The organism is uncultured Aquimarina sp., assembly GCF_947492115.1.
GTDB lineage: Bacteria > Bacteroidota > Bacteroidia > Flavobacteriales > Flavobacteriaceae > Aquimarina.
This window is the reverse complement of the sequence record NZ_CANLMM010000002.1, coordinates 568,101-593,757: the sequence shown is the minus strand read 5'-3', so window position 1 is coordinate 593,757 and position 25,657 is coordinate 568,101. Positions and strand designations below refer to the sequence as shown.

The window sequence follows — 25,657 nt, the reverse complement described above, 5'->3', positions numbered from 1 at the left end:
AAATGGTTTGAAAAGCAAAATTACAACTTTATATGATCATTCTTTTGTTTTAAATAGAATAGGTAATTTATATGTAGTTCTAACTGGTTTATTTTGATATTTTCCAGGAATTAGTTTTGGTATTGTTTGGATAACCCGGAAAGCCTCTTTTTCTAATTTTGGATGCGGAGCTCTAATTTTTATGTTTTCAATGACACCTTGTTTGCTAATTTCAAAGAGTACATAAATCCGTTGTATGCCGGTTAGAAAAAGTTCTTTACTAATACGTGTGTTAAATTCTTCTTGTATGTGATCTTTAATCATACGTGTAAAGGTATCTTTGTGTCTATCTTGTTTATTGACATTTGGAAATGCTGGGAATGTTTCTAGAAGATGAGCAGGAACAGGTTGATTGAGATCGACTTTATTTTCTGTTATAACAAATCCCATTTCAACAAAATCGATATCTCCTTCTACAGTGAGTGTACTATCAATCACAGGTTTGTTAACGGTATTGGATTTTGGTCCATCTAGAGTTTGTGTTTCTTTAGTTGCTTTACAGATTTTTTCAGGTTTCGTTATGGATTGTATTGGATCATCAATAGAATCTTGTCTTTTTATGACCGTTACAGTTTCAATTTTTTGTTTTTTTCCTTCTGTATTAGTGCAATTCATTAAAGTAGTTCCCATAGCTATTAGAAGAGCTAATAGAAAGGTTTTTCTAAAAGAATATCTAGTTTGCATTACTTTTATAGGAATAGTAATATGGATAGTGTCTAACTGTGTTTTTCTAAAGTGACCACAAACTTTTTCATGTTTATGTTCATGAAGGTAATCCTGAATTTGTGTATTGGATAGTTTGGTAAAATCTACCACAGTTTTATGACAAGAGCCGCAGAATCTCCCTTTTTCTGAAGGAGTCATTACATTCCAATCCTTATGACAAGGCTTAGGAATCGTTATTTTGTAATATTTTTCCATAAATCGAAGAAGTTAGTTTTATTGATTTATCAAGTTTCTTGCCATTTTGCTTAAGTTTGTTAGATACTTTAAGCTATATATTATGTTTGATCCCTATGATGATTCTCATTTTATGAGAAAAGCACTTCAGGAAGCTGAAATGGCTTATGATAAAGGAGAAATACCTATTGGAGCGGTAGTAGTGGTAGCCGATAGGGTTATTGCTAGAGCCCATAACCTCACAGAACTTTTAAATGATGTTACAGCACACGCGGAAATGCAGGCGATTACGGCAGCAGCTAATTTTTTAGGAGGTAAATATCTTAAAGAGTGTACTTTGTATGTAACGATAGAACCGTGTCAGATGTGTGCTGGTGCTTTGTATTGGAGTCAGATTGGTAAAATCGTATATGGAGCAAGAGATGAACAAAGAGGATGTATTAATATGGGAACTAAACTTCATCCAAAAACCAAAATGGTTGGAGGTGTTTTAGCAGAAGAATGCAGTGAAATACTAAAGCGCTTTTTTGTTGAAAAACGAAATTTAAATTGATTTGAATATTACCTCGATCGCGTAACTTTAGTAATAAGGAAATCAAGGGAGGTTTACTTTATTTAATCGTTGGTCTATTATTCAATACGTACTAAAATTTAAAAGGTTTGAAAAATACAATTGCAGAGCGAATTCAGGATTTTTTAAAACAGTTCCCGCCTTTTAGTTTGCTTTCTACAGAAGAATTGTTGTTTGTTTCTAGCCAAATTAGAGTATTGTATTTAGAAAAAGGAGCTTATGTGTTTAAGCAAGATGAGCAATGTCATGACGAATTCTATATTGTTAGAGAGGGAGCAATAGGGTTGTACAGAACTACAGAAAATATTCAAAACTTCGTGGATATTTGTGATTCAGGAGATCTCTTCGGATTGCGTATTATGATTATCAAAAAGAATTATCGAATGGCTGCTTTGGCTAACGAAGAGTCCATCGTATATGCAATTCCTTCTTCCGTTTTTAAACCTTTTATTGATGAAAATAAAGAAGTAAATAATTTTTTATTAGAAACTTTTGCTACGCATGCTAGAAATTATTTTACCGAAACCGAAAAGGGAAAAAAAATAGACAATACTATTACTATCGAACCAGCTAGTGACCTTTCTACGTTACGGACTATTTCTTATCGCAAGAAGCCTCTTACATGCACTTCTGAGGCTATTGTAAAAGATATTGCTATAGAGATGAATACTAAAAAATCGGATGCGATCGTTGTTGTGGATGATAAAAAGTATCCAATAGGAATTATTACGGATAGTGATCTTAGAGCTAAAGTTGCTACCGGATTAACGTCAGCCGAATCTCGTGTTACTGAAGTAATGACAACACCCGTAAAAACGTACTCCAAAAGAATAACAGTTGCAGAAGCACAAATAGCTTTAATTAAAAACAACATAAGTCACCTTTGTATTACTAAAGATGGCACGCGCAACTCTAAAACTGTTGGTGTTTTTTCTAATCATGATTTGTTAGTATCCTTTGGGAACAATCCTTCAGTTTTAATAAAGGAAATCAAAAGGGTAAAAAAAATCCAACGGTTGCGATATATCAGAAAACAAGTAGAAAGGTTGTTAACTACCTATTTAGAGCAAGATATTCCTACAATGCATATCTTAAATCTTATTTCAGAGATAAATGACGCCTTAGTAGTTCGAACGATTGATTTGTCTTTACAAGAGATGGATTCTTCACCACCAGTATTATTTAGTTTTTTGGTATTAGGAAGTCAGGGAAGAAGAGAGCAATTATTAATTACGGATCAGGATAATGCTATTGTATTTGAAGATGTTGAGGAAATAAGGTATCCAGAAACCCAAAATTATTTTTTAGACCTAGCAAGAAGAATTACCAAAAATTTACATACAATTGGTTTTGAATATTGTCCAGCAGAGATGATGGCTAGTAACCCAAGATGGTGCATGTCGGTATCCAAATGGGGCAAACAGTTTAGAGATTGGATGACAACTCCGACTGAAGAAAGCACTTTGTTGTCGTCTATATTTTTTGATTTTCAGGCTGTATATGGTGATACTGATATGGTAAATCAATTATCGGATGTCATATTTGATGGTGTGAACAAGAGCAAAAGATTTCTCGGGTTATTAGGTGTTAGCGCATTACAAAAACCATCTCCTTTAGGCTTTTTTAAACAATTTTTAGTAGAACAAAACGGAGAACATAAAGATACTTTCGATATTAAAACAAGAGCGATGATGGTCTTAATAGATGGTGCACGAATTTTAGCGTTATATCATAATCTAAAAGGAATAAATAATACGTTACTTCGTTATGAGAAACTTGCAGCATTAGAACCAAATAATAAAGAACTTTTCGAAAGTTGTGCAAAAGCTTTTAGGGTATTATTAAAGTTTAGGGCAAGACAAGGGTTGATGCATAAAGATTCAGGGAGATATATTCAATTAAATACACTTAGCAAGAACGATAAATTGAAGCTTAAAAGGTGTTTTAGACCGATTAGAGATATACAAGAAGTATTGAGGGTTCGTTTTCAATTAAAAACATATATGTAAATGAATTTTTGGTTTTCAAATAAGCATAAAAAGAATTTCCCTGAGTTTTGGGAGGAGTATCTTAATTCTTTCGAAAACCAGACTAGTAAAAAAAAGGTAGAAGAAACCAGGTTTGTTGCTTTTGATACGGAAACTACAGGTTTTGATTATAAAAATGATAGAGTTCTATGCATTGGCGCTGTGGCAATTCAGAATATGAGTATTGATGTGTCTGATCAACTCGAATTATATCTAGAACAGGATGTTTTTAATTCTGAAACGGTGGAAATTCATGGAATTCGAAAAAATCATGAATATATAAGAGTGCATGAAAGCGATGCTATTGAGATGTTTTTGGGATTTATCCAAGATGCTGTTTTAATTGCGCATCATGCAGACTTTGATAGAAGGATGATCAATAGTGCGCTTCAAAGACAAGGTTTAGGCACATTGAAAAATAGGTTTTTGGATACAGGAGTACTATTTAGAAAGACCAAACATCAAATATACAGTAGGGAAAGAAAATATAATCATTATACACTTGATGAATTATGTGATGATTTGAAAATTTCCAAAAGTGATCGACATACGGCTGCTGGTGATGCTTTTATAACTGCATTAGCTTTTTTGAAAATTATTTCGAAACTAAAAGTGAAACCAACAGATGTTACTTCTTCCCTTTTTTAAAACAGTATTCATGTAATCGAAACCTTGTTGCAACCGTAGCTATTGTTTTTCGTCTTTTTAGTAGAATCAATCAAAATGAAAAAAGAACTTTATGTTATATTTTCTTTACTAGGTCTTACAGGTTTTGCACAGGAAAAAGATGTCTTGCGCGGAAAAATAGTAACAGATACTTTACAACCTCAATCCATAAATATTATCAATCTAACTAAGGGGTTAGGGGCGATTAATGATGATGTTGGTTATTTTCAAATAAAAGCAGAAGAAGGAGATACAATTGTTTTTTCTTCCGTTCAACATTATCAAAAAGCACATATTGTTACCAAAAAAGATTTAAAGAAAGCAAATCTAGCAATAGAACTTGTAACTAAGGTAAATGAATTAGATGAGGTTACAGTCTCTCAATATGATCTGTCTGGAGAAGCAAAAGAAGATATCAAGAAAATAGAAACATTCGAGGATAACCTTCCTATGTTTAATGCAAAAGTTCTGGATCCAACTCCTTTTGTAAAAGAAATGGGGGCAAAAACAGTTAGAAATACAACAGTGGATCATCGAAAAAATGCTACTGCTTTTAATTTTATTGCAGCGGGTAGAATGATCGCAAGTCTGTTTAAGAAAAAAGATAAAACAAATCGTGGTAATGTTAGGATTCCACAGATATCTGATTTTTATCAAGCAACTTTTATTGTAGAAGAGTTAAAAGTGCCAGCAACAGAATTGTATAATTTCTTGGATTATATAAACGAACAAGCAGAAACAAAGAAGATATTAAAAACAGGAGATGAGCTTAGAATTTTAGAGCATTTGATACAGCAGAGTAAGATCTTCAATGATGAAAATCAGCAGAGAAAGTAATAATGGAAAACCAGTTTTATTATTTTTAATGAAAAGATATACGAGTATTCTGTTGTTACTGATTTCTTTTTTAAGCTTTGGTCAACAAAATTCATGGTTAAAAGGTCAGATTATAGTTAATGCATTAGAGCTTGAAGCGATTAATATAGTAAACCTTACTAAAGAAATAGGAGCCATAAGTGGTAAGTCTGGCTACTTTGAGATTCCTGCTGATCCTGGAGATGTTGTTGTTTTCTCTTCGGTTCAGTTTAAACTAAAGAAACTACAAATAACGGAGGAACAATTAAGATCAGAACACTATATAGTTTTTCTAGAACCAGAGGTGAATACATTGGATGAAGTTCATGTATCTCAATATTCTTTAACCGGTGACATTCAGAAAGATCTAGATGATATTCCGACTTACATAAAAAATCTTCCTTTTTGGAATGCAGAACAACTTAAACAAATGGGTGTGGCCAGACCCAATGATGCACAATCGCCAGTGGAAAACACGGTGCTAAAAACCGGGAATGAAGGAGTTGGTGTTTCCATTGATCTTATAGGGTTTATTCAGGTAGTTTCGGGTATTTTTAAGAAAAAAAGTAAAGAAGATAGCTCAGAAATTCCACTAAATCAATATTACAAAGAAGAGTTTTTTATAAAAGAACTAAAGATTCCAGAAACAGAGTTTTATAATTTTATGGATTTTTTGGATCAGGAGACAGAGATACAAGCAATATTGAGTACTAGGGATGGATTAAAAATATTAGAGTATCTAATGTTTCAAAGCAAAGTATTTAGAGATAAATATAGCATACAAAAATAAAAAAAGACGCTATTTATAGCGTCTTTTGCAACCTTTCGAATATATCTTTATCCATGAATTACGCGAACCTGCGCCGCAATAATTCCTTTTCTTCCTTCTTGTTCTTGGTATTCTACTTTGTCACCTTCATTTAGAGCTTCACCATTTAATCCTGAAGCATGTACGAAAATGTCTTTTCCGGTTTCATCGTTGGTAATAAATCCGTAACCTTTAGATTCATTAAAAAATTTTACTGTTCCTTCCATTGTAATAAGATAATATTATGAATTCTAAAGGTAGCTTTTAATATAATAACAGTTGTTATTAAAATGTAAATATTTACATAATTTTAATTTTTGTCAGTTTTTTCTTCTTTAGTGAAATCCTTCATTTTCTGAAGGTTTTCTTCGGTCAACATATAATCCTTTACCTTTTTGTCTTTCCATCTATGGTATATGAATAAAGGCATTAGAATAAAAGAAGCTCCAAGGATACCAATTCCAACCCATTTGTCTCCAGTAAGATGATCTCCAGTGTTTTTATAATAATAACCTACGGATACAAGAATAACCACTGCAACGAATAATATTCTTATTATATATTTCATAATTGAATTGAGTTTTACAATGAATTTTGGACAATTTATTAACAATCAAAGGTTTTCGTAAAAAAGAGATCTAATAGTTCTACAAAAGATCCGTTTTGATACAATCAGAAGTTTTTTGAACAATATGGTTCTAAAACATGACAAATAAAACTTATACGTAAATCAAACACAAACAAAAACTAAAAATTCACACAATGAGAAAGAAGTTACTAATTGCAGTAACCTTTATACTTTGTTTATCAAAGGTAGGTTACACACAATCAGATAAGAATTTACCATTCGTTTGGGAGAATGCAACAGTATATTTTGTCCTTACAGATCGTTTTGAGAATGGAGATACATCTAATGATATTTCTTACGGGAGGCCTCAGGATGGTCCGCCACTAAGAAATTATGAAGGAGGAGATTTGCAAGGGCTTATTAATAAGATTGAGGATGGATATTTTGATGACCTTGGAGTAAATGCTATCTGGATTACTCCACCAGTAGAAAATATTTATGGATCAGTGCCAGGAGCGGGATATGGTTTTCATGGATATTGGACAAAAGACTGGACAAATATCGATGCTAATTTGGGAACAAATGAGCTTTTCGGAACTTTTGTAGATACAGCACATGAACATGGTATACGAGTATTAATGGATGTTGTTCTTAATCATGTAGGGCCAGATACTAGTACTGATCAAAATCAATCTTGGCCAGATGAGTGGGTTCGTAGAGATCCTAATTGTAATTTTCAAGGTCCTGGAGGTACAATTCCTTGTGAATTGGTGGATAATTTACCCGATATTAGAACAGATTCAAATGATAATGTTAGCCTGCCAAATTGGTTATTGGAAAAGTGGAGTCAGGAAGGAAGAAGAGATAGTGAGGAAAATGAATTGAATGACTTTTTTAACAGAACAGGTAAGTCCAGATCACCAAGAAGTTATATCATAAAATGGTTAACGGATTATGTAAGAAAATATGGTGTAGATGGATTTAGAGTAGATACTGTAAAGCATGTAGAGGAAGCTGTTTGGAAAGAACTAGAAGAAGAAGGAATTATTGCTTTAAGAGAGTGGAAGACAAATAATCCAACTAAGAAATTAGATGATTTAGATTTCTGGATGACTGGAGAGGTGTTTAACTATAATGCACCAAGCATGGGAAGAACTTTTACGGGAGATGGATTTAATGTAGATTATTATAATAATGGATTTGCCAATTTAATTAATTTCGAATTTCGATTTAATGCCGAAGAAGGTTTAGAAAGTATTTTTAGTCGTTATGATAATTTGTTGCAAAACCAATTAGGGCAAGGAAAAAGCGCCATGAACTTTTTGACTAATCACGATACAGAAGAAGTTTTTGACCGAAATCGTCAAAAAACATTCGAAGCTGGGACAAAATTATTACTTACTCCTGGACCTGCCCAAATTTATTATGGAGATGAAACAGCAAGAACACTCACACCTGGCGGAGGAGCTACAGGAGATGCTACTCTTAGATCCAATATGAATTTTAGTGATTTAAGTAATCCAAACTCTATTCCTTCCTTAACACTGCTTCATTATCAGAAAATAGGAAGATTTAGAAGAGAGCATGTTTCTGTTGGAGCAGGAAAGCATACCAAATTACAGGATACACCATATACTTTTAAAAGAGAATATGATCAAAATGGTATAGACGATAAAGCATTAGTATATACAGGTAATGATAATGATTTTGTAGGAGCATTAGATGTTTTTGGTATGTGGTTTGATGGTACGGAATTACAAGATTATTTTTCTGGTAGTTTAGCTACAGTGTCGAATGGAACAGTGACTTTTGGGACTTCCTTTGGATTGGTATTAATAGGAGAACCAACATCTCAAACTTTAAGTATAGATGAACTGGATACTCCAAATGGAAATTTTGCGAAAGCTTGGCCTAATCCTTTTACAAATTCATTACAAGTAATATTATCTACGACCAATCTTTCTGGAGATGATATACATATAGAAATGTATGATCTTACGGGTAAGAAGGTGTTAGAAAATAAAAGGATAAAAATTCAGGATAGTAGTTTTAGCATTAATGCACCTTATCTAATGAATGGGATGTATTTGATGAAGATAGAATTTAATGATAGAACCCAGGTAGTTCAATTAATAAAAAAGTAGTTTGAATTGCTAAGTTTATAAAAACCTGTTGAATTTAGTTTCAGCAGGTTTTTTTATCGTGTAAAATGAATAAGCTTTCTTCTATAAGCGGTTAGTAGTTTTGATTTTGAGATAAAACCAAAATATTTTCCATCTTTTATCACAGGAAGATTCCATGCTCCTGTATCTTGAAATTTGCGCATGGCTTTTTTAGCATCATCACTTTCATAGATTATAGAAGTTTCTACTTGTATCATTAACATTTCTACTGTTGTTTTATGATATAAAGAAACATCGAACATAATGTCCCTAATATTGTCTAAAGTTACGATGCCTAGTAAGGTGTTAGATTCGTCAATTACAGGAAATAGGTTTCGGTTTGATTTAGCTACAGCTTCACTTAGCAATTGTTTCAAGGTATAATGTGGTTGTACAGATATAAAATTGGTTTCTATACAATCATCTAATTTCATAAGTGTTAAAACAGTTTGATCCTTATCATGTGTAAGTAAGAGTCCTCGTTCTGCAAGAGATCTGGTATAGATATTATGTTCAATGCTGTTTTTGGAAATGATAAATGATATAGACGTTGTGATCATTAATGGAACAAATAATTCATAACTGGTAGTAATTTCAGCAATTAAAAATATAGATGTTAAAGGAGCATGTAATACACCTGCGATTAATCCTGCCATACCCAATAAAGTGAAATTTGCTTCAGAGACCTGAAATCCTATTCCAATGTTATTAATGATTTTAGCAACTACATTCCCCAGAGCACTTCCCATTACTAATGTTGGAATAATAATACCACCGGATCCTCCAGCTCCAAAAGTAGCTGTCATTGCAATCGCTTTAAAAATGGTAATTCCCGTGAGTAAAGCTATAATCATCCAGATATTATTGGTCATATTATCAAAAGGAGTATTTCCTATTGCGGCTAAATGATTTCCATTAAGGAGATCATTTATAAAACCCAATCCCTCACCATAGAGTGGAGGTATAAAATATAGCATCACTCCAATAGCAAATCCTCCAATAAGTAATCGATGAATTTTTTTAGGAAAACGATCAAAGAAAGATAATATCCCAAAATACATTTTTGTAAAGTATATAGATGCAATAGCGGTACCGACTCCAAGAATTACATAAAAAGGTGTATCGTAGATATCAAATTTTTCTAGTACTTGAAATCGGAACAATACTTCATCTCCAAGAAAAAAATAAGATGTAATGATAGAAGATACTGAAGCAAACAACAAAGGAAGCAAGGAGGTGAGGGTTAAATCCAGACTAAATATTTCTACAGCAAACACTAAACCTGCCAGTGGAGATTTAAAAACTGCAGATATGGCTCCTGCAGCTGCACACCCAATTAATAAAAATCTGGTTTTTGTATCTAATTTAAAAACTCGGCTTATACTAGAACTTAATGTAGATCCTGAGCCTACTGCAGGCCCCAGAAGACCTACAGATCCTCCAAATCCTACGGTTATAGGAGCTAAAAGCAACGGAAGATAACCGCTTACAGGTCTTATTTTACCATCTTTCTTAGAAAGAGAATATAATATTAGTGGAATCGCTGATTTGATATCTTTTTTAAAGATAAACTTTGTGATAACATAAACTATCAATAATCCGATTACAGGTATGATAAAATAAAAAGATGTCTGCCAGGATATAATATCACTCTCCAACACTACTTGGATCAAATGTGTAATGTTTTTAAGAAGCAGCGATATTAAACCAGCACAAAATCCTACTAGTATGCTTAAGACTAAGACAAAGTTTTTGGTAGAAATATGGCGATACCTCCAAATCAAAAACCGATGCAATAAAGTCTTTTTTTTAGTTGGCATAAGAAGATTTCTGTTGGTTAGATTAAAGGTAACAAAAAATCCCGCTTAGCGCGGGATCTTTTCTATTTTGGTTATTTTGAGTTATAAATCTAATTTGATATTGAGTTCTTTGAGTTGCTCTTGATCAATATTGGCTGGAGCATCTATCATTACATCTCTACCACTATTGTTTTTAGGGAAAGCAATAAAATCCCTGATGGTTTCTTGTCCTCCTAGTATGGCTACTAATCGATCAAATCCGAAGGCAATTCCACCATGTGGAGGAGCTCCATATTGAAACGCATCCATTAAAAATCCAAATTGTTCTTTGGCTTCTTCTGGAGTGAATCCTAAATGATCAAACATAAGAGCTTGTGTTTCTTTATCATGTATACGTATAGAACCTCCACCTATTTCATTTCCATTTAATACCAGATCATAAGCATTTGCTCTTACGTCTCCCGGTTTAGAATCTAATAGAGGAATATCTTCTGGTTTAGGTGAAGTAAACGGATGATGCATCGCATGATAACGTTCTGTTTCTTCGTCCCATTCTAAGAGAGGAAAATCGACTACCCATAATGGAGCGAACTCTTCAGGATTTCTCAATCCTAATCGTTCTGCTAATTCCATTCTAAGAGCACTTAGTTGACCTCTCACTTTATTTGCATTTCCAGATAATACACAAATAAGATCACCAGCTTTGGCGCCTGTTGTTTCTGCCCATTTTTTTAAATCGTCCTGATCATAAAATTTATCCACAGAAGATTTAAAACTTCCATCTTCATTACATTTTACATATACCATTCCTAGTGCACCTACTTGCGGACGTTTTACCCAATCGATTAGTTTGTCAATCTCTTTTCTGGTGTAGGAAGCACCTCCAGGAACTGCGATACCAACAACTAATTCGGCATCATTAAATACTTTAAATTCTTTATGTTGAGCCACTTCATTAAGCTCTCCGAATTTCATTCCAAAACGAATATCAGGTTTATCATTACCATAGGTTCGCATTGCCTCATCATAGGTCATTCTCGGGAAATCACTGATGTCCTGACCTTTGATATCTTTTATTAAATGACGTGTAAGTCCTTCAAATATATTAAGAATGTCTTCTTGTTCTACAAATGCCATTTCACAATCGATCTGCGTAAATTCTGGCTGTCTATCTGCTCTAAGATCTTCGTCTCTAAAACACTTTACAATCTGAAAGTATTTATCCATTCCACCTACCATCAACAATTGCTTAAATGTCTGCGGTGATTGTGGTAAGGCGTAAAACTGTCCCTCGTTCATACGAGAAGGGACCACAAAATCTCTAGCTCCTTCAGGAGTAGATTTAATAAGATATGGTGTTTCTACTTCCACAAAGTCCTGGTCAGAAAGATAATTGCGAACTTTCATCGCTACTTTGTGTCTAAATAGTAAGCTATTTTTAACAGGGTTACGTCTTATATCCAGATATCTGTACTTCATACGAATATCTTCTCCACCATCCGTTTCATCTTCAATTGTAAATGGAGGAGTATGAGATTCGTTCAATATATTCATTTCTTGAACCAAAATTTCGATATCACCAGTAGGTGTATTTGGATTTTTTGATTCTCGCTCTATAACCGTTCCTTTTACTTGAATAACAAATTCACGTCCTAGTTTTTTAGAACGTTGTAAAAGCTGCTTCTCAGTTCTTTCCTCATCAAAAACCAATTGGGTAATACCATATCTATCTCTAATTACTACCCATGTTAATACTCCTCTATCTTTTACTCTCTGAACCCAACCTGAAAGAGTGACTTCTTTGTTAATATCTGAGGTGCGTAATTCACCACAAGAATGACTTCTGTACATAGCTATTTGTTAAGGCTGCAAAAATAAGAAGTTTAAGATGAAAAATATCTAGTTTTTATAAAAATGAGAATGGAAGCTAAAAAATATCTGATAGTAATTTAATATACGGATTTAACATATTTTTATTATGGTTTTACTGTATAATATATTGATTGTCAATATCTTTTTAACTAACGCGCGTTAGTTTTAACATTTTTTTATAAGAATGTTTTAATAGTTTTAACCGAACTTATAAACAAATCATTATGAAAAAACATTCACTAAGTAGCAAGGGGCTTTTGCTATTCTTGTTTTTTTTTCCGGTCGTTCTGTTTGCACAGGAAACAATAACCGGGAAAGTAACTAACGAAAGTACTGGGGAAGGAGTACCTTTCATCAATATCGTAGAAGATGGAACCAATAATGGAACTGCCAGTGATATTGATGGTAATTTTTCACTTACCGTTAACAATCTTCCTGTAAAACTAAAAGTGTTTGCACTTGGATTTACTACTAAAGTTGTTTCAGTAGAAAGTACTGGATCGATTACTATTCAGGTAGCTGAAGCATTAGAAGCATTAGATGAAATCGTTGTAACGGGTCTTGGGTCTTCGGTAAAAAGAGCAAATTTGGCAAATGCTGTTGCTACAGTATCTGCAGAGGAATTAGTTGGTAATACAGGGCAGCCAACTGTTGATGGAGCTTTATATGGTAAAGTTCCAGGAGTTAATATTACTTCATCTTCTGGAGCACCAGGAGGTGGTTTTGCATTAAGACTTCGTGGTATTACTTCTATTACAGGAGATAATCAGCCACTTTTTGTAATTGACGGAGTGTATTACAATAACGATGAAATTCCAACGGGATTACGAGCTGCTTCTGGAGCGAATCGAGGTAATGAAGAAAATTCCGCAAATAGGCTATCTGATTTGGATCCTAATGATATTGATAAAATAGAAATTTTAAAAGGAGCATCTGCTGCAGCAATTTATGGTCAAAGAGCAAGTGCTGGGGTTATTATAATTACCACAAAACGTGGTACAGGTGGAAGAACTAAAATTAATTTCAGTCAGGATTTAGGAATTACTAAAATTGCTAATCCTTTAGGATTAAGACCTTGGACCGCTCAATCTGTAGAAGATACTTTTGATGCTTCTGAAAGAGCGTTGTTCGAGCAAGCTGTGGCCAATGGCGGATTGATAGATTATGAAGATGAAATCTATGGAGAAACTGGTTTTATTACAGAAACCAGAATCAGTGCTTCAGGAGGTGGAGAAAAGACTAAGTTTTATGTAGGGGGTTCCTTTAGAGATGAAGAAGGAATTATCAAAAACACTGGTTTTGATAGACTTTCGATAAGAGCCAATATTGATCATAAAATATCCAATGTTTTTGACTTTTCGTTAAACTCTAATTATGTAAAAAGTAACAATAGTAGAAGTTTTACTGGTAATGAAAATGAAGGAGGACTTAGTTATGGATATACACTCGCTTTTACCAGACCTTGGATTAATTTATTTCCTGACGCTAATGGAAACTATCCAAATAACCCTAATTATCCTGGGAATCCTCTTTTTGTAAGAGATGTTGCTAGAAATGAAGATGCTACCAATCGTTTTCTACAAGGATATAAATTAAATACAAAGTTATGGACAACCGAAAGGAATCGCCTTCGATTCTTAATTAGTGGAGGTGTTGATTATGTAGCAAACGAAACGTATGTTTATGTGCCAGAAACACATCAAGCCCAAGTAGGAGGGCAAGAGGGTTTCATTGCACAAGGAAAAAACAATATTACCCAATTTAATAATCAGGCTATTTTTATATGGGATCATACTGCTCTTGGTCAGGATTTAAATTTAACTACGCAGGTAGGAACAACTTATATTGATATTGAAAGAAATTTTGTAAATAGTCAAGGTGCTGATCTTAATCCAGGTCAAACCAATGTAGATCAGTCTGTTAACCAAACAATTAATCAGTTTTTAGCAAAGGAAAGAGATTTTGGATATTTCGGGCAAGTAGAAGGTAATTATAAAGATCAAATTATTGCTACTTTAGGATATCGTCTAGATAAATCCACCAGAAACGGTGACCCTAATAAGTTTTTTGGATTTCCAAAAGCTTCATTAGCGGTAAATATTAATAATTTTGATTTCTGGCAATTTGAGCCGATTAGTCAGTTAAAACTAAGAGCAGCTTATGGAGAAACAGGTAATCCAGGAGGTTTTGGAGCTACTTTTACTAGTTTTACTGCTTCTAATGTAGGAGGTAACGGAGGAACTTCTGTTGCGGGTCTTCGAGGAGATCCAAATATAGAACCTGAAACTTCCTCAGAATTTGAAACAGGTTTTGATATTAGCTTTTTAGATAACAAAATCTCATTAGAGGCTACTTATTATAATAGAAAAGTTGATGATCTTATTTTAACAAGACAATTACCTGCGTCCTCAGGATTTACTACTGAAACAACAAACCTTGCCGATATGGTAAATCAAGGGGTAGAACTAGCTTTACAAGCAGATGTTTTGGATAATGATGTTGTTTATTGGAATACTGGAGTTCAGTTTTATTTAAATCGTTCGGAAATTACACGATTAGATGTGCCTCCTTTTGCAGTGCAAGGAGCTGGTTTTGGAACAGGTTTAGGAACTTTCTTTTTAGAAGAAGGACAACCAGTAACGCAACTAGTGGGTAATATTGATGGAACATTAACTCAGGTTGGTAATGTAGAGCCAGATTTCCAAATGGCTTTTAACAATCAGCTTACATTATTCAAACAATTAGATATCTCTTTCTTACTACAATGGAAAGAAGGTGGAGATAACTTAAACTTAACTAGGTTTCTTACAGATTTAGGGCAGACCTCTGAAGATTTAGAAACACCAGAAGGACAAGCTCGATTAGCTTCTCCAGCAAATGCGGTACGTTTTGTGGAGCCAGCTGGTTATGTTAGATTAAGAGAAGCAGCAATATATTATAGATTCCCATCTGATATGATCACAAGCTTTTTAGGAGAGGCAGTAGAAGGTGTAAAGCTAGGAGTGTCTGGTAGGAACATTTTCACGATAACAGATTATAGTAGTTATGATCCTGAAGTATCCGTAAATGGAGGAGCAGGATTGTCGAGTGGAATTGAGGTTACTCCTTTCCCAAGTTCTAGACAATTTTATTTTCACTTAAATGTTAATTTTTAAAAGAAAGAAATCATGAAAAATATCTCAAAAATAACATTCAAAGTGGTCATCGCTGCGATTTTCACAATGATGACATTTACATCTTGTGATTTCGATGAAGTTATTGACCCAAATGGACCGAGTGTAGGTGGTGTAGAAACGGGTGCCTCGCTTGATCAGTTAAATGGTTTGGTGGTAGCTGTTGAGTCTACTTCAAGAAATGGACTAGGTATTGAAACGACTGCTTCAGGTACAATGGCAAGAGAATTGTATTTATTCGATGCCGACCCTAGAAATACAGGAGATCTTCTTGGTAAAAATGGAATAGGATTAGATAATAATTCATTTTATAGTACAGCTCAATGGAATGGTAGCTATAGATGTATTAAAAATGCCAATGTTTTAATTACAGCGGTTATGAATACCGAAGTTATTACTGATACAGAAAGACAAGGATATCTAGGGTTTGCTAAAACTTTTATAGCATATGAACTTATCCAGATTTTAAAATCGTACAATATTGCAAGAATCGATGTTGCTGATCCAGATAATTTAGGACCAGTATTAGAATTTGGACCTGCTATGACAGCTGTTAGAGCATTGTTAGATGAAGCTGAAACGAACCTTGGTAATGCAGGTAGCGAATTTAGTTTTCCGCTTAGCAGTGGTTTTGATGGGTTTACTACGCCTTCGACATTTTTACAGTTTAATAGAGCTGTAGCAGCTCTTGCAGCAGTGTATGATGGAGATGGCTCTGGCGCTTTAACAGATTTAGGAGCGTCATATTTTGATTTAACAGCGGATTTAACGTTAGGGCCAAAACATATATTTAGTTTAGGTGGTGGTGATCAAGCGAATCCAGTTTTTAGAATACCTTCTTTATCTGCTGCAGAGCCGAATAATGGAGACCAGATTATCGTACATGATAGCTGGGTGAATGATGCTGAAGCTGGTGATACTAGAGTTACTACAAAAACGGCCACAAGACCAAACCCAACGTCTCAGGATGATCTCAATGGAACAAACGAAACGAGATTATATGCTTCTAATGTAAGCTCCATTGACATTCTTAGAAATGAAGAGTTAATCCTGTTATATGCTGAAGCTAGTATTTTAGCAAATAACTTACAAGATGCAGAAGATGCTTTAAATGTAGTAAGGAATGCAGCAGGTTTAGCAGATTATAGTGGAGCTCAAACATCTGCCGATTTAACTACTGAAATGTTAAATCAAAGAAGATATTCTCTTTGGGCAGAAAATCATAGAATGTTTGACTTAAGGAGGTACAATTTATCTAATACATTACCGATTGATAGAACAGGAGATCAGATTTTTAATATGTTCCCTATTCCTTTATCGGAAAACCAATAGTGTTTTTATCTAACATAATAATAAAAACGCCGCAGATCTGCGGCGTTTTTTTATAGATTCAAAATCATCAATATGCTTTCTATTTTTCTTATATTTTATTCACTTTCTGTATGATTCTTTTACCAGAAAAATCTGTGATTTCCATTAAATAAAAACCACTTGGTAAATCGGATAAGTCATATTCTAATTGACTATTCGTAGATTTAAAAATTGCTTTTCCAGAAACATCATACAAACGAATTCCTGAAGGAGCGGTAGTAAACGATACGGTATTGATTACAGGATTAGGATAGAATACAATGGTGTTTAATACGACTTCTTCCACTGATAGTATTTCTGATTCACCAACTTCTCTTACCACACTAACTTTATTACTTTGTGATATAAACAGGTCTCCATTTCTATTAAACAAAAGATAGTTAGAATCATCCAGTCCTCCAATAATATCTGTTGTGCTACCGTCATTTTGGTTATATTTCACAATTTTTACAGTAGCAGATGGTCCGTTACCTACTTGTTCGTCGAAATAAACAAAATCATTAGAATCTACAGCGACAGAACGAATCCCAACAATTCCGGTTAATAGTGTTGTGCTCGATCCATCAGGCGAGATTTTGATTAATTTACGGTCGTTACGATCTGCAACAAAAAGATTTCCACTACGATCAAATGCGATTCCTTCTGGAGAGAATAATCCAGTAGTGTATTCGGAAACTGATCCAGCAGGTGTTATTTTAAGAATATTTCCACTAAAATTACTTACATATAAATTTCCAGCAGTGTCAAACTTTACATCCCATGGAGAGCTAATCCCATCAGAAGAACTTAGAAATTGTGATTGTTGTGCATTGGTATCAAAAGTTAAAACCTGACTTAAAAACGACTCTGCCACATAAAGGTTGTTATTCTGGTCAAAAGAAATTCCGTTGTTATTAAAACCTGTAGAAGCAAACTCTGTGGTTGTTTCTATATCCGTTGCTTTAAAAATTTTCCCGGTAGTATGTTCAGCGATAAATAAATTTTGATCTCCATCAAAGGCTAGACCTCTCGGAGAGTTTAACCCAGTTACATAATCCTCAATTACAAAAGCAGGACCTTCTACAGTTACGGTGGTACTACATGTGTTTATATTACCTGCAATATCTGTAACAGTTAAGGTAACTATTTGTTCTCCAATATCAGCACTAGTAAAATTCGTTTTATCAATGGCTATATTTTGAATGCCACAATTATCCGAGGAGTTCTCATTTATATCTTGTGCGGATATGTTTGCTAAACCAGAATCATCTAATTGAATACTAAAAGGAGCAATACAATTGGCAGTAGGAAGCATTTCATCAATTACAGTAACTGTTGCTAATGTCATATCAGAATTTCCAGAAGTATCAGTTACGGTAAGAGTAACTGTATTATCACCAATATTAGAACAATCAAAACTATTAGGAGAAACAGTAATTGAGTCTATGGTACAATCATCAGCAGATCCATTGTTGATATCAGTTGCTGTAATAGTAATAGTTCCATTATCATCAAGTTGTACAGTAATATCATTTGCTTGCGCTATCGGATCAATTGTATCCTGAACCGTAACTACTGCAGTGTTAGAATCAGAATTACCGTTTACATCTGTTACGGTTAAGGTTACTGTGTTTTCTCCTACATTAGTACAATTGAAAGTATCAGGCGATACTGTAATGGAAGAGATGCTACAATTATCAGAAGATCCATCGTTGATATCGCTAGCAACAATACTTGCCATACCACTATTATCTAAAGAGACAGAAATATTTTTAGTAACTACTGTAGGGTTTATAACATCCTGTACAGTAACTATAGCAGTCATTTCGCTAAAGTTATTACTTGTATCTGTTGCGGTCAGTGTAACAGTGTTTTCTCCGACATTCGAGCAATCAAAAGTGTTTGGAGTAACGGTTAGACTTAGATTACAATTATCTGAAGATCCATCATTAATATCGTTTCCTGTAATACTTACTGAACCATTCTCATCAAGTGCTACAGTAATATCTTTTGCTTGCGCTACTGGATTTGTATTATCTTCTACTGTTACAAGTGCTGTTGTCGAATCACTATTTCCAGCAATATCTGTTACAGTCATTGTTACTGTATTTGCTCCTAAGTCAGAACAGGTTAATACACTAGGAGACACTGTAATTGAATCAATAGCACAATCATCTGTAGAACCATTATCAATAGCAGTAGGATCTAAAACAATAAAACCGTTAGTGCCTAGTTGTACGGTAATATCCTGAGCCACAGGTGTTGGATCGGTAGTATCTTCTGTTGTGCTAATAAAGTCACGACTTGAGTATCTACTTTTATCATCAGAAGCACACACGGCTCTTACAAATATTCTGTAAGTGGTGTTAGGATTTAAATCATTTAACGTAAATGGGTTTGTATTTGCTGCATAAATAACTTCGTCTGATGTACCAATACGAGTAACTGAAACCTCCCAAGAAGTTTCAGAACCATTTGAGGTCCATCCAATGGTTCCAGAAGAACAAGTTTCATTAGTAATTGTCAATGAAGTTGGTATCTGACATGTAGCTATGGTTCTAAAATCATAAGTAATCCATTTACTAAAACCATCTGTATCACAATTAGATCTTACATATAGTGTGTAATCGGTATCTTTAATAAGTCCATTAACACTATAAGTTGTAGAAGTGATCACATCACCAGAAACTGGTTCTGGATCATTGAATAAAACAACGGTTGCCTCCCAGCTAGTTTCTGAATCACCAGCTTGCCAGGAGAAGTCTGCACTGTCCAATGTGATATCTGTACTGTTAATATTTATAGGAGAAGGACATGTTTCAAGCGTTGTAAAAAATACTTGAGGAGAGTAGTCACTATCAGAAGTAGTACAATTAGATCGAATAGCAATACTATAATTAGTGTCTTGATCTAAATTTGTTAGAGTAAACGGATTTGAATTTGCCGATATCACTTCTCTTGAAGAATTATCTCGATTGATAACCAAAATATCCCAAGAGGTTTCAGAACCTGCATTTGTCCAACTTACGTCTACCGTCGATGGAGTCAAGCTATTCGTATCAATATCTAAATTTGATGGGATTCTACAGTTTGGAAATTGATAAGTAAAAGTATACTGTGTACCTTCTCCAGGGTACTCGGACGTAGATATATTGTCATCAGAAACTGTAGAGCTAACAGAGCTTGGAGATCCTGGTGTAACACTAATAAAACTAATTTGATCTGAAAATTCTGTATTCAACCCGATACTTGTAGATTGATTTTCAGTAGAATTATTTGGCCCATATAAAAAAGTAATATTATTTGTGGTCTCTTCGAAGATTATTCTGAAGCTAACTTCAGAACTTGTATTCGAAGGAAATTGACTTGTCCAAAGTACTTTTTCCCATTCAATCGTAAATGTTCTAAAAGGAGCTGTTCCCGATAACAGTGTTTTTCTTTTAGCAATAGTATTATCATTTGCAACAGTCATTTGGTTGTCCCATAAAGGAGCAATAATTGCTGTTGTACCAGATTCATTTTGTTGTCCAAGATCAGATAGTTCATTAGGTTGAGGTTCACTAGTTCCACCCAGACTGACCTCTCCGTTATTTTTAAATATTAAGCGGTCTATTTTTTGACCAGCATATTCAAAATCAAAAGGTATGCTAAGTGAACTAAAAGTGTTACGGCTTAGTACAGTTTCATCGGCTCCAACTAATGGGGCATAGGAAGCAGTACTTTCAGAAAAGGTATAATAATTTTCGATTTGAGCTTTTGTGGTATTCCAACACAAGAGCGTTAAAAGTATTCCAAGGTAAAAATAGTTTTGTTTCATAAAGTGTTATTTGTTTTCTGTTTTCATCGTAATTAGATATACATTTTTTGAAGAAGTGTATCTATTTACTTTTTGAATTAATGCAAAAAAGTAAATAGATAACAAAATGTATCCAGATTAATATTGTTTGTTTAGAATTTGTAAGTAGGAAAATTAGTTTTTCAAGTATATTTATGATTTAGGGTTTATAATAGATTCGGGTTTTTCGAGCGCGAAATTAACATTAAATTATAAATGGTCAAAATAAGAAGAGGTTAGTTAACAGTTGTTTAAGCAAAAAAAACGCCACAGAAATGTGGCGTTTTTTAGTACAATTAAGATGCGAATTAAGTGGCTGATGGTATCGGCATTTCGCCACTTTCATCACTTTCTAATTCTTCTTTTTCTTCCTGATTAAGTATTGGTGTAGTGCTTCTTTTTTTACTGAGCCAAACTTTTACCTTGTGTACTATAAAGAATAAACATGGCACTATGATCAGTGTTAGGAAGGTTGCTATAATTAATCCATAGATTACTGCCCAGGCAAGAGGTCCCCAGAAAATCACATTATCACCACCAATATAAATTTTAGGGTCAAAATTGGCGAATAAGGAGAAGAAATCTATATTAAATCCAACTGCTAATGGAATCAGACCTAATACGGTTGTAATAGCAGTAAGAATTACTGGTCTTAGACGTGCTCTTCCTCCTTTTACGATTAGTTTCATTACCTCATCATTATCAAGATGTTCGTTTTCTGGAATATTGAGTTCTACCTTTTTACGATCAATTAATAATTGCGTATAATCCAATAATACCACACCATTATTTACTACAATTCCTGCGAGTGATATGATTCCCATCATGGTCATCATGATTACGAATGCTGCTCCAGTGATCAGAATTCCACCAAATACTCCAATAAAGCTTAAGAAGATAGCAATCATGATAATAGTAGGTTTAGAAATAGAACTAAACTGGAAAATAAGGATCAACATAATAAGTCCTAATCCCGCAAAAAAGGCTCCCATTAAAAACTCCATTTGCTTGTTTTGCTCTTCGATCTGTCCTGTATAATTGATTTTAACACTGTTCGGTTTATCTTTAAAACTCGCCATCTCAGTTTCTATTTGTGCTACAATAGCTCCAGCATCAGTGTAACCAGGTTGTAATCCTGAATATACAGTTACCACTCTTTTGGTATCACGATGTTTGATCGCACTAAATGAAGACGTATTCTTTTTAGAAGCTACCGCAGAAACTGGAATCTCTTTCAATCTTCCTGTTGCTTGATCTCTAAATGTGATATTCTGATTAAATAAAGCACTAGTATTGTAGCGATCATTTTTATCAAAACGGACATAGATATCATAGTCTTCTCCATCTTTTTTATACACTCCGGCTTTCTCACCAAAAATAGAACGACGTAATTGATTTCCAACCTGTCCGGCAGCAACTCCTAATTCACCTGCTTTTTGGCGATCAACAGCTACCTGCATAGCAGGTTTCCCTTTGTTAACATCAATCTTTAGTTCTTCGATACCAGGAATGTTCTTTTCATTGATGAAATTTCTCATACGTTCTGCTACGTTGATCAACTCATCATAGTCTTTTCCTTCGATTTCGATGTTTATGGGATATCCAGCTGGCGGACCTACGGCATCTTTTTCTACAGAAATGGCAACACCTGGATAGATTCCTTTCAATGCTTTTTGTACTTTGAATCGTAATTCTTCAGAGTCTTTTCCTTTTCTGAATTTAAACTCTCTCATAGCGGCAATGATCTTACCACGATGAGGCATTTCTGCACTACTACCACCATCTGTTTGTGGATTTCCTGCTCCTTCACCTACCTGTGATACGGCAGCTTCTACCAAGAAGTTGTGATCTTCGCCTTCGATATATTCTTCATCATTAATAATAGCGTATACACGATTTTCAATTTCCTTGGTAATTTTATTCGTTTTTTCGATATCCGTTCCTTGTGGATATTCGATATATACTATAATTTGATTGGGTGTATTATCTGGGAAGAATTCTACCTTGGTTCGCTGACTTCCAACAGAAGCACCAAATGCTCCAAATACCACAAATAATAATAGGAATGTTCCGAAGACAAATGCATAGGTTCTCCATCCTCTTAAGGCAAAAGAAAGAAAACGTTGGTAGGTATTTTCTAACCAAGTTAAAATCCTTGTTTGGAAAAAAGTAGCCATTCTTTTTAATAGATACTTATAGATCCAGAACATAATCGCGGTAAAGATCATTAAAGTTCCAAGTCCTCTTACTGGTCCACCAACAATCATGATAAATATTCCAAATCCACCAAGAATCAAACTTAAGCGAATTAGTTGTTTTACAGTCAATTCTCTTTCGCCTATATCCATAAATTTAGAAACGAGCATGGAATTGAAGAATATTGCTACGAAAAGTGAGGATCCTAATACGACAGATAAGGTTTTCGGGAAATAAATCATAAACTGCCCCATAACACCAGGCCATAGACCTAATGGTACGAACGCCGCAACAGTGGTTAATGTAGAGATTATAATCGGGAAGGCGATTTCACCAATTCCTTTTTTGGCAGCTTCAATACGAGACATACCTTCTTCTTCCATCAAACGATATACATTTTCTACTACCACAATACCATTATCTACCAGCATTCCTAGTCCCATAATCAGTGCAAAAAGGATCATGGTATTCATAGTGAACCCCATTAATGACAGAATCATAAAAGACATAAACATAGTCATTGGTATAGCAAAACCAACGAATAATGCATTTCTAAATCCTAAGAAAAACATTAAAACCCCTACAACCAGAATAATCCCGAAAATGATATTGTTTACCAAATCGTCTACCTGATTAATCGTTTTGGATGATTGATCGTTGGCAATACTGATATTTAGATCTGTTGGGAATACATTTTCCTGCGCATCAGCTACTATCACTCTTATTTGATCAGCAGCTTCTACCATGTTTTTCCCAGAGCGTTTTTTTACCTCTAGCATTACTACATTATCACCAAACTCTCTAGCATAGGTAGTTTTGTCTTCCTCTTTAAAAGTAACTTTGGCAATATCTCTAAGGTAGACAGCTCCATCCTGAGATTTTACCACAAAATTGTCTAGTTCTGAAGGTTGATCTATTTCACCAAGAATTCTGATAGTTCTTCGCTGTCCACTGGTAATCATATTTCCTGCAGACATAGTGATATTACCATTTCTAATGCTATTCAGGACATCATCAAAGCTCACCTTTGCTGCCATCATTTTATAGATATCTACAGCTACTTCTACTTCTTTTTCCTGCGCACCTCGGATATCTACTCCTTTGATCTCTTTTAGGTCTTCAATCTCATCCTCTAGGTATTCTCCAAATTGTTTTAACTTATCTACGGGATAGTCTCCAGTAATGTTAATGTTCATAATTGGAGTTTCCTCTGAGATACTTAAGTCGAAAACATTAGGTTCTACCTTGGCACCATTAAAGGTTGGCCAATCTTCATTAGATTTTTCAGAGTCTACTTCATCTTTTACCTTTTGTTTAGCTTCCGCAACCGTAAATTTCTCTTCAAATTCTACGGTGATGATTCCATAATCCTCTTGCGAGGTGGATACGATTTCTACCACACCTCCAAGGTTCTTTAGCTTATCTTCTAGCGGATCGACAATTAATCGCTCTATATCTTCCGAGGTATTTCCTGGATATGGAACGCTAATGTATATTTTAGTTTCATTAATTTCTGGGAAATTCTCTCTTGGCATCGAGAAATATGCCGATAACCCTAGAACGAAGAAAATCGCCATCATCACATAGATGGTTGTTGGGTTGTCAATGGCCCAAGACGCTAATCTAAATTCTTTATCTACTTTTTTCTTATTTACTTCCATAAGATGTTAGTTTATAATTTCTACTTTCTGACCATCCTTAACACTTCTTGCTCCTTCACTAATGATATCATCCCCATTCGCGATCCCTTCAAGAATTTCGATATAATCTCCTTGAGTTTTTCCTGTTTTTACGATAGTACGTTTTGCTTCGGCGATGTTTTTTGCATCTTTTCCAGAAGTTACATAAGCATACTGATCTCCCTCTGCATTTTCTGAGATAATACTTTGTGGAATTAAAATCGCTTTTTCGCTTGTGTAATCGTTGATCTGAACTTTGGCAGTAAGATTAGGTTTGATAATCCCATCTTTATTAGGAACTGCCACTTCTACTGTAAACGAACGGTTATTTGGATTGATGTAGTTTCCTACCTGACGAATTTTTGTATCGATCGTTTTTCCTAAAACTGGAAAATGTACTTTCGTTTCTTTTCCTTTCACAATACTAGAAATATAACTTTCTGGAACTTCTACTTCTATATACATATCGTCTAGGTTTACAATACGGATCAATTGTGATTGTCCAGGAGCAACCACACTTCCTTGCTCGGTAATTACATCATCTACAATTCCTGAGAATGGAGCCGTTACGGTAGCTTTTGCTAATTGACGTTTCATTTGATCTACACCATTCTTCGAAGACTCATAGTTTGTTTTAGCTTGAAGGTACTGAATCTCGGAACCTATTTTTTGCTCCCACAACTTTTTCTGACGTTCATAGGTTGTTTTAGCTAATTCTGCTTGCACTTCCATTTGTGCTACTTGTTGGCTAAGACCTCCATCATCAATTCTTGCAAGAACCTGACCTTTGGAAACTCTTTGTCCTTCTTTAACTAAAACTCTAACCAGTGTTCCCGCAGCTTCTGGATATAGTACAATGTTCTTTTTAGTTTCTACACTTCCTTGTAACTCTAAATAGTGGTTAAATAAAGTGTCTTTGGCAGTAATGGTTGTTACTAAAGGTAATTTTTTGATGCTGTCTAAGGATGCAATAGCTTCATCTAATTGCTTTAGTTTGTTTGCGATTTCCTGCTGTTCTGCTACGATTTCACCTCGTTTGGCTCTAATGGCAGTTAAATCTCCGTCTTCGATAACTTTTTCTATAGACGTTCCATCTTTTTGTCCACAAGAGGCAATAAGAAGGGATACTGAGAATATGATAAGTATTTTTTTCATGA

General features: G+C 34.4%; 16 protein-coding genes. 8 read left to right on the top strand and 8 right to left on the bottom strand.

Annotated elements, in window-relative coordinates; all coding sequences use genetic code 11:
- Positions 1-36: 36 nt before the first annotated feature.
- Positions 37-960, bottom strand: coding sequence for an energy transducer TonB (locus Q1A73_RS07940; RefSeq protein ID WP_299603869.1), 924 nt, complete (start codon positions 958-960; stop codon positions 37-39).
- Positions 961-1,042: 82 nt separating this feature from the next.
- Between Q1A73_RS07940 and Q1A73_RS07935 the strand changes: the two genes are divergently transcribed.
- From Q1A73_RS07935 to Q1A73_RS07915, 5 genes are all read left to right on the top strand, one after another.
- Positions 1,043-1,492 (top strand): nucleoside deaminase, encoded by a 450-nt coding sequence (locus Q1A73_RS07935; protein WP_299603867.1) that lies wholly within the window; start codon positions 1,043-1,045, stop codon positions 1,490-1,492.
- A gap of 107 nt (positions 1,493-1,599) precedes the next feature.
- The gene (locus tag Q1A73_RS07930) at positions 1,600-3,519 is read left to right on the top strand and encodes a DUF294 nucleotidyltransferase-like domain-containing protein (RefSeq protein ID WP_299603864.1); all 1,920 of its coding nucleotides are present in this window, start codon (positions 1,600-1,602) and stop codon (positions 3,517-3,519) included.
- Positions 3,520-4,185: an exonuclease domain-containing protein gene (locus Q1A73_RS07925; protein WP_299603861.1), complete on the top strand. Its 666-nt coding sequence runs from the start codon at positions 3,520-3,522 to the stop codon at positions 4,183-4,185.
- 75 nt (positions 4,186-4,260) lie between these two features.
- A complete protein-coding gene (locus Q1A73_RS07920) occupies positions 4,261-5,040 on the top strand; it encodes a hypothetical protein (RefSeq protein ID WP_299603859.1) in 780 nt (259 codons plus the stop codon).
- Entirely contained in the window at positions 5,018-5,848 is an 831-nt protein-coding gene (locus Q1A73_RS07915) for a hypothetical protein (RefSeq protein WP_299603856.1), read from the top strand. Before Q1A73_RS07920 ends, Q1A73_RS07915 begins: the two co-directional genes overlap by 23 nt.
- Positions 5,849-5,895: 47 nt before the next feature.
- On the opposite strand, the gene Q1A73_RS07910 is transcribed toward Q1A73_RS07915, so the two are convergent.
- Together Q1A73_RS07910 and Q1A73_RS07905 are read right to left on the bottom strand one after the other, a co-directional pair.
- A complete protein-coding gene (locus Q1A73_RS07910; RefSeq protein WP_299603854.1) occupies positions 5,896-6,093 on the bottom strand; it encodes a cold-shock protein in 198 nt (65 codons plus the stop codon).
- 83 nt (positions 6,094-6,176) lie between these two features.
- Complete coding sequence (locus tag Q1A73_RS07905; protein WP_299603852.1) at positions 6,177-6,434, bottom strand: hypothetical protein; 258 nt, start codon at positions 6,432-6,434, stop codon at positions 6,177-6,179.
- Positions 6,435-6,628: 194 nt separating this feature from the next.
- Between Q1A73_RS07905 and Q1A73_RS07900 the strand changes: the two genes are divergently transcribed.
- Complete coding sequence (locus Q1A73_RS07900; protein WP_299603849.1) at positions 6,629-8,578, top strand: alpha-amylase family glycosyl hydrolase; 1,950 nt, start codon at positions 6,629-6,631, stop codon at positions 8,576-8,578.
- A gap of 53 nt (positions 8,579-8,631) precedes the next feature.
- Here the strand turns inward: Q1A73_RS07900 and Q1A73_RS07895 are convergent, their stop codons facing one another.
- Together Q1A73_RS07895 and aspS are read right to left on the bottom strand one after the other, a co-directional pair.
- The gene (locus tag Q1A73_RS07895; protein ID WP_299603846.1) at positions 8,632-10,416 is read right to left on the bottom strand and encodes a chloride channel protein; all 1,785 of its coding nucleotides are present in this window, start codon (positions 10,414-10,416) and stop codon (positions 8,632-8,634) included.
- An 81-nt stretch (positions 10,417-10,497) separates the two neighbouring features.
- Positions 10,498-12,246, bottom strand: coding sequence for an aspartate--tRNA ligase (gene aspS / locus Q1A73_RS07890; RefSeq protein WP_299603843.1), 1,749 nt, complete (start codon positions 12,244-12,246; stop codon positions 10,498-10,500).
- 245 nt (positions 12,247-12,491) lie between these two features.
- On the opposite strand from aspS, the gene Q1A73_RS07885 reads away from it, so the two are divergent.
- Together Q1A73_RS07885 and Q1A73_RS07880 are read left to right on the top strand one after the other, a co-directional pair.
- Positions 12,492-15,422, top strand: coding sequence for a SusC/RagA family TonB-linked outer membrane protein (locus Q1A73_RS07885; RefSeq protein ID WP_299603840.1), 2,931 nt, complete (start codon positions 12,492-12,494; stop codon positions 15,420-15,422).
- A gap of 12 nt (positions 15,423-15,434) precedes the next feature.
- Entirely contained in the window at positions 15,435-16,772 is a 1,338-nt protein-coding gene (locus tag Q1A73_RS07880; protein ID WP_299603837.1) for a RagB/SusD family nutrient uptake outer membrane protein, read from the top strand.
- A gap of 88 nt (positions 16,773-16,860) precedes the next feature.
- Here Q1A73_RS07880 and Q1A73_RS07875 read toward each other — a convergent pair whose 3' ends face one another.
- From Q1A73_RS07875 to Q1A73_RS07865, 3 genes are all read right to left on the bottom strand, one after another.
- Complete coding sequence (locus tag Q1A73_RS07875) at positions 16,861-20,607, bottom strand: fibronectin type III domain-containing protein (protein WP_299603834.1); 3,747 nt, start codon at positions 20,605-20,607, stop codon at positions 16,861-16,863.
- 326 nt (positions 20,608-20,933) lie between these two features.
- Positions 20,934-24,482, bottom strand: a complete 3,549-nt coding sequence (locus Q1A73_RS07870) for an efflux RND transporter permease subunit (protein WP_299603831.1) — start codon at positions 24,480-24,482, stop codon at positions 20,934-20,936.
- Positions 24,483-24,488: 6 nt separating this feature from the next.
- Positions 24,489-25,655 carry an efflux RND transporter periplasmic adaptor subunit gene (locus Q1A73_RS07865; RefSeq protein ID WP_299603828.1) on the bottom strand — a complete coding sequence of 389 codons (1,167 nt, stop codon included), beginning with the start codon at positions 25,653-25,655 and terminating at the stop codon, positions 24,489-24,491.
- Positions 25,656-25,657 lie beyond the last annotated feature (2 nt).

Coding starts and splice junctions, on each gene's coding strand:
- Q1A73_RS07940 (WP_299603869.1), bottom strand. CDS start 960: ATGGAAAAATATTACAAAATAACGATTCCTAAGCCTTGTCATAAGGAT.
- Q1A73_RS07935 (WP_299603867.1), top strand. CDS start 1,043: ATGTTTGATCCCTATGATGATTCTCATTTTATGAGAAAAGCACTTCAG.
- Q1A73_RS07925 (WP_299603861.1), top strand. CDS start 3,520: ATGAATTTTTGGTTTTCAAATAAGCATAAAAAGAATTTCCCTGAGTTT.
- Q1A73_RS07920 (WP_299603859.1), top strand. CDS start 4,261: ATGAAAAAAGAACTTTATGTTATATTTTCTTTACTAGGTCTTACAGGT.
- Q1A73_RS07915 (WP_299603856.1), top strand. CDS start 5,018: ATGAAAATCAGCAGAGAAAGTAATAATGGAAAACCAGTTTTATTATTT.
- Q1A73_RS07910 (WP_299603854.1), bottom strand. CDS start 6,093: ATGGAAGGAACAGTAAAATTTTTTAATGAATCTAAAGGTTACGGATTT.
- Q1A73_RS07905 (WP_299603852.1), bottom strand. CDS start 6,434: ATGAAATATATAATAAGAATATTATTCGTTGCAGTGGTTATTCTTGTA.
- Q1A73_RS07900 (WP_299603849.1), top strand. CDS start 6,629: ATGAGAAAGAAGTTACTAATTGCAGTAACCTTTATACTTTGTTTATCA.
- Q1A73_RS07895 (WP_299603846.1), bottom strand. CDS start 10,416: ATGCCAACTAAAAAAAAGACTTTATTGCATCGGTTTTTGATTTGGAGG.
- aspS (WP_299603843.1), bottom strand. CDS start 12,246: ATGTACAGAAGTCATTCTTGTGGTGAATTACGCACCTCAGATATTAAC.
- Q1A73_RS07885 (WP_299603840.1), top strand. CDS start 12,492: ATGAAAAAACATTCACTAAGTAGCAAGGGGCTTTTGCTATTCTTGTTT.
- Q1A73_RS07880 (WP_299603837.1), top strand. CDS start 15,435: ATGAAAAATATCTCAAAAATAACATTCAAAGTGGTCATCGCTGCGATT.
- Q1A73_RS07875 (WP_299603834.1), bottom strand. CDS start 20,607: ATGAAACAAAACTATTTTTACCTTGGAATACTTTTAACGCTCTTGTGT.
- Q1A73_RS07870 (WP_299603831.1), bottom strand. CDS start 24,482: ATGGAAGTAAATAAGAAAAAAGTAGATAAAGAATTTAGATTAGCGTCT.
- Q1A73_RS07865 (WP_299603828.1), bottom strand. CDS start 25,655: ATGAAAAAAATACTTATCATATTCTCAGTATCCCTTCTTATTGCCTCT.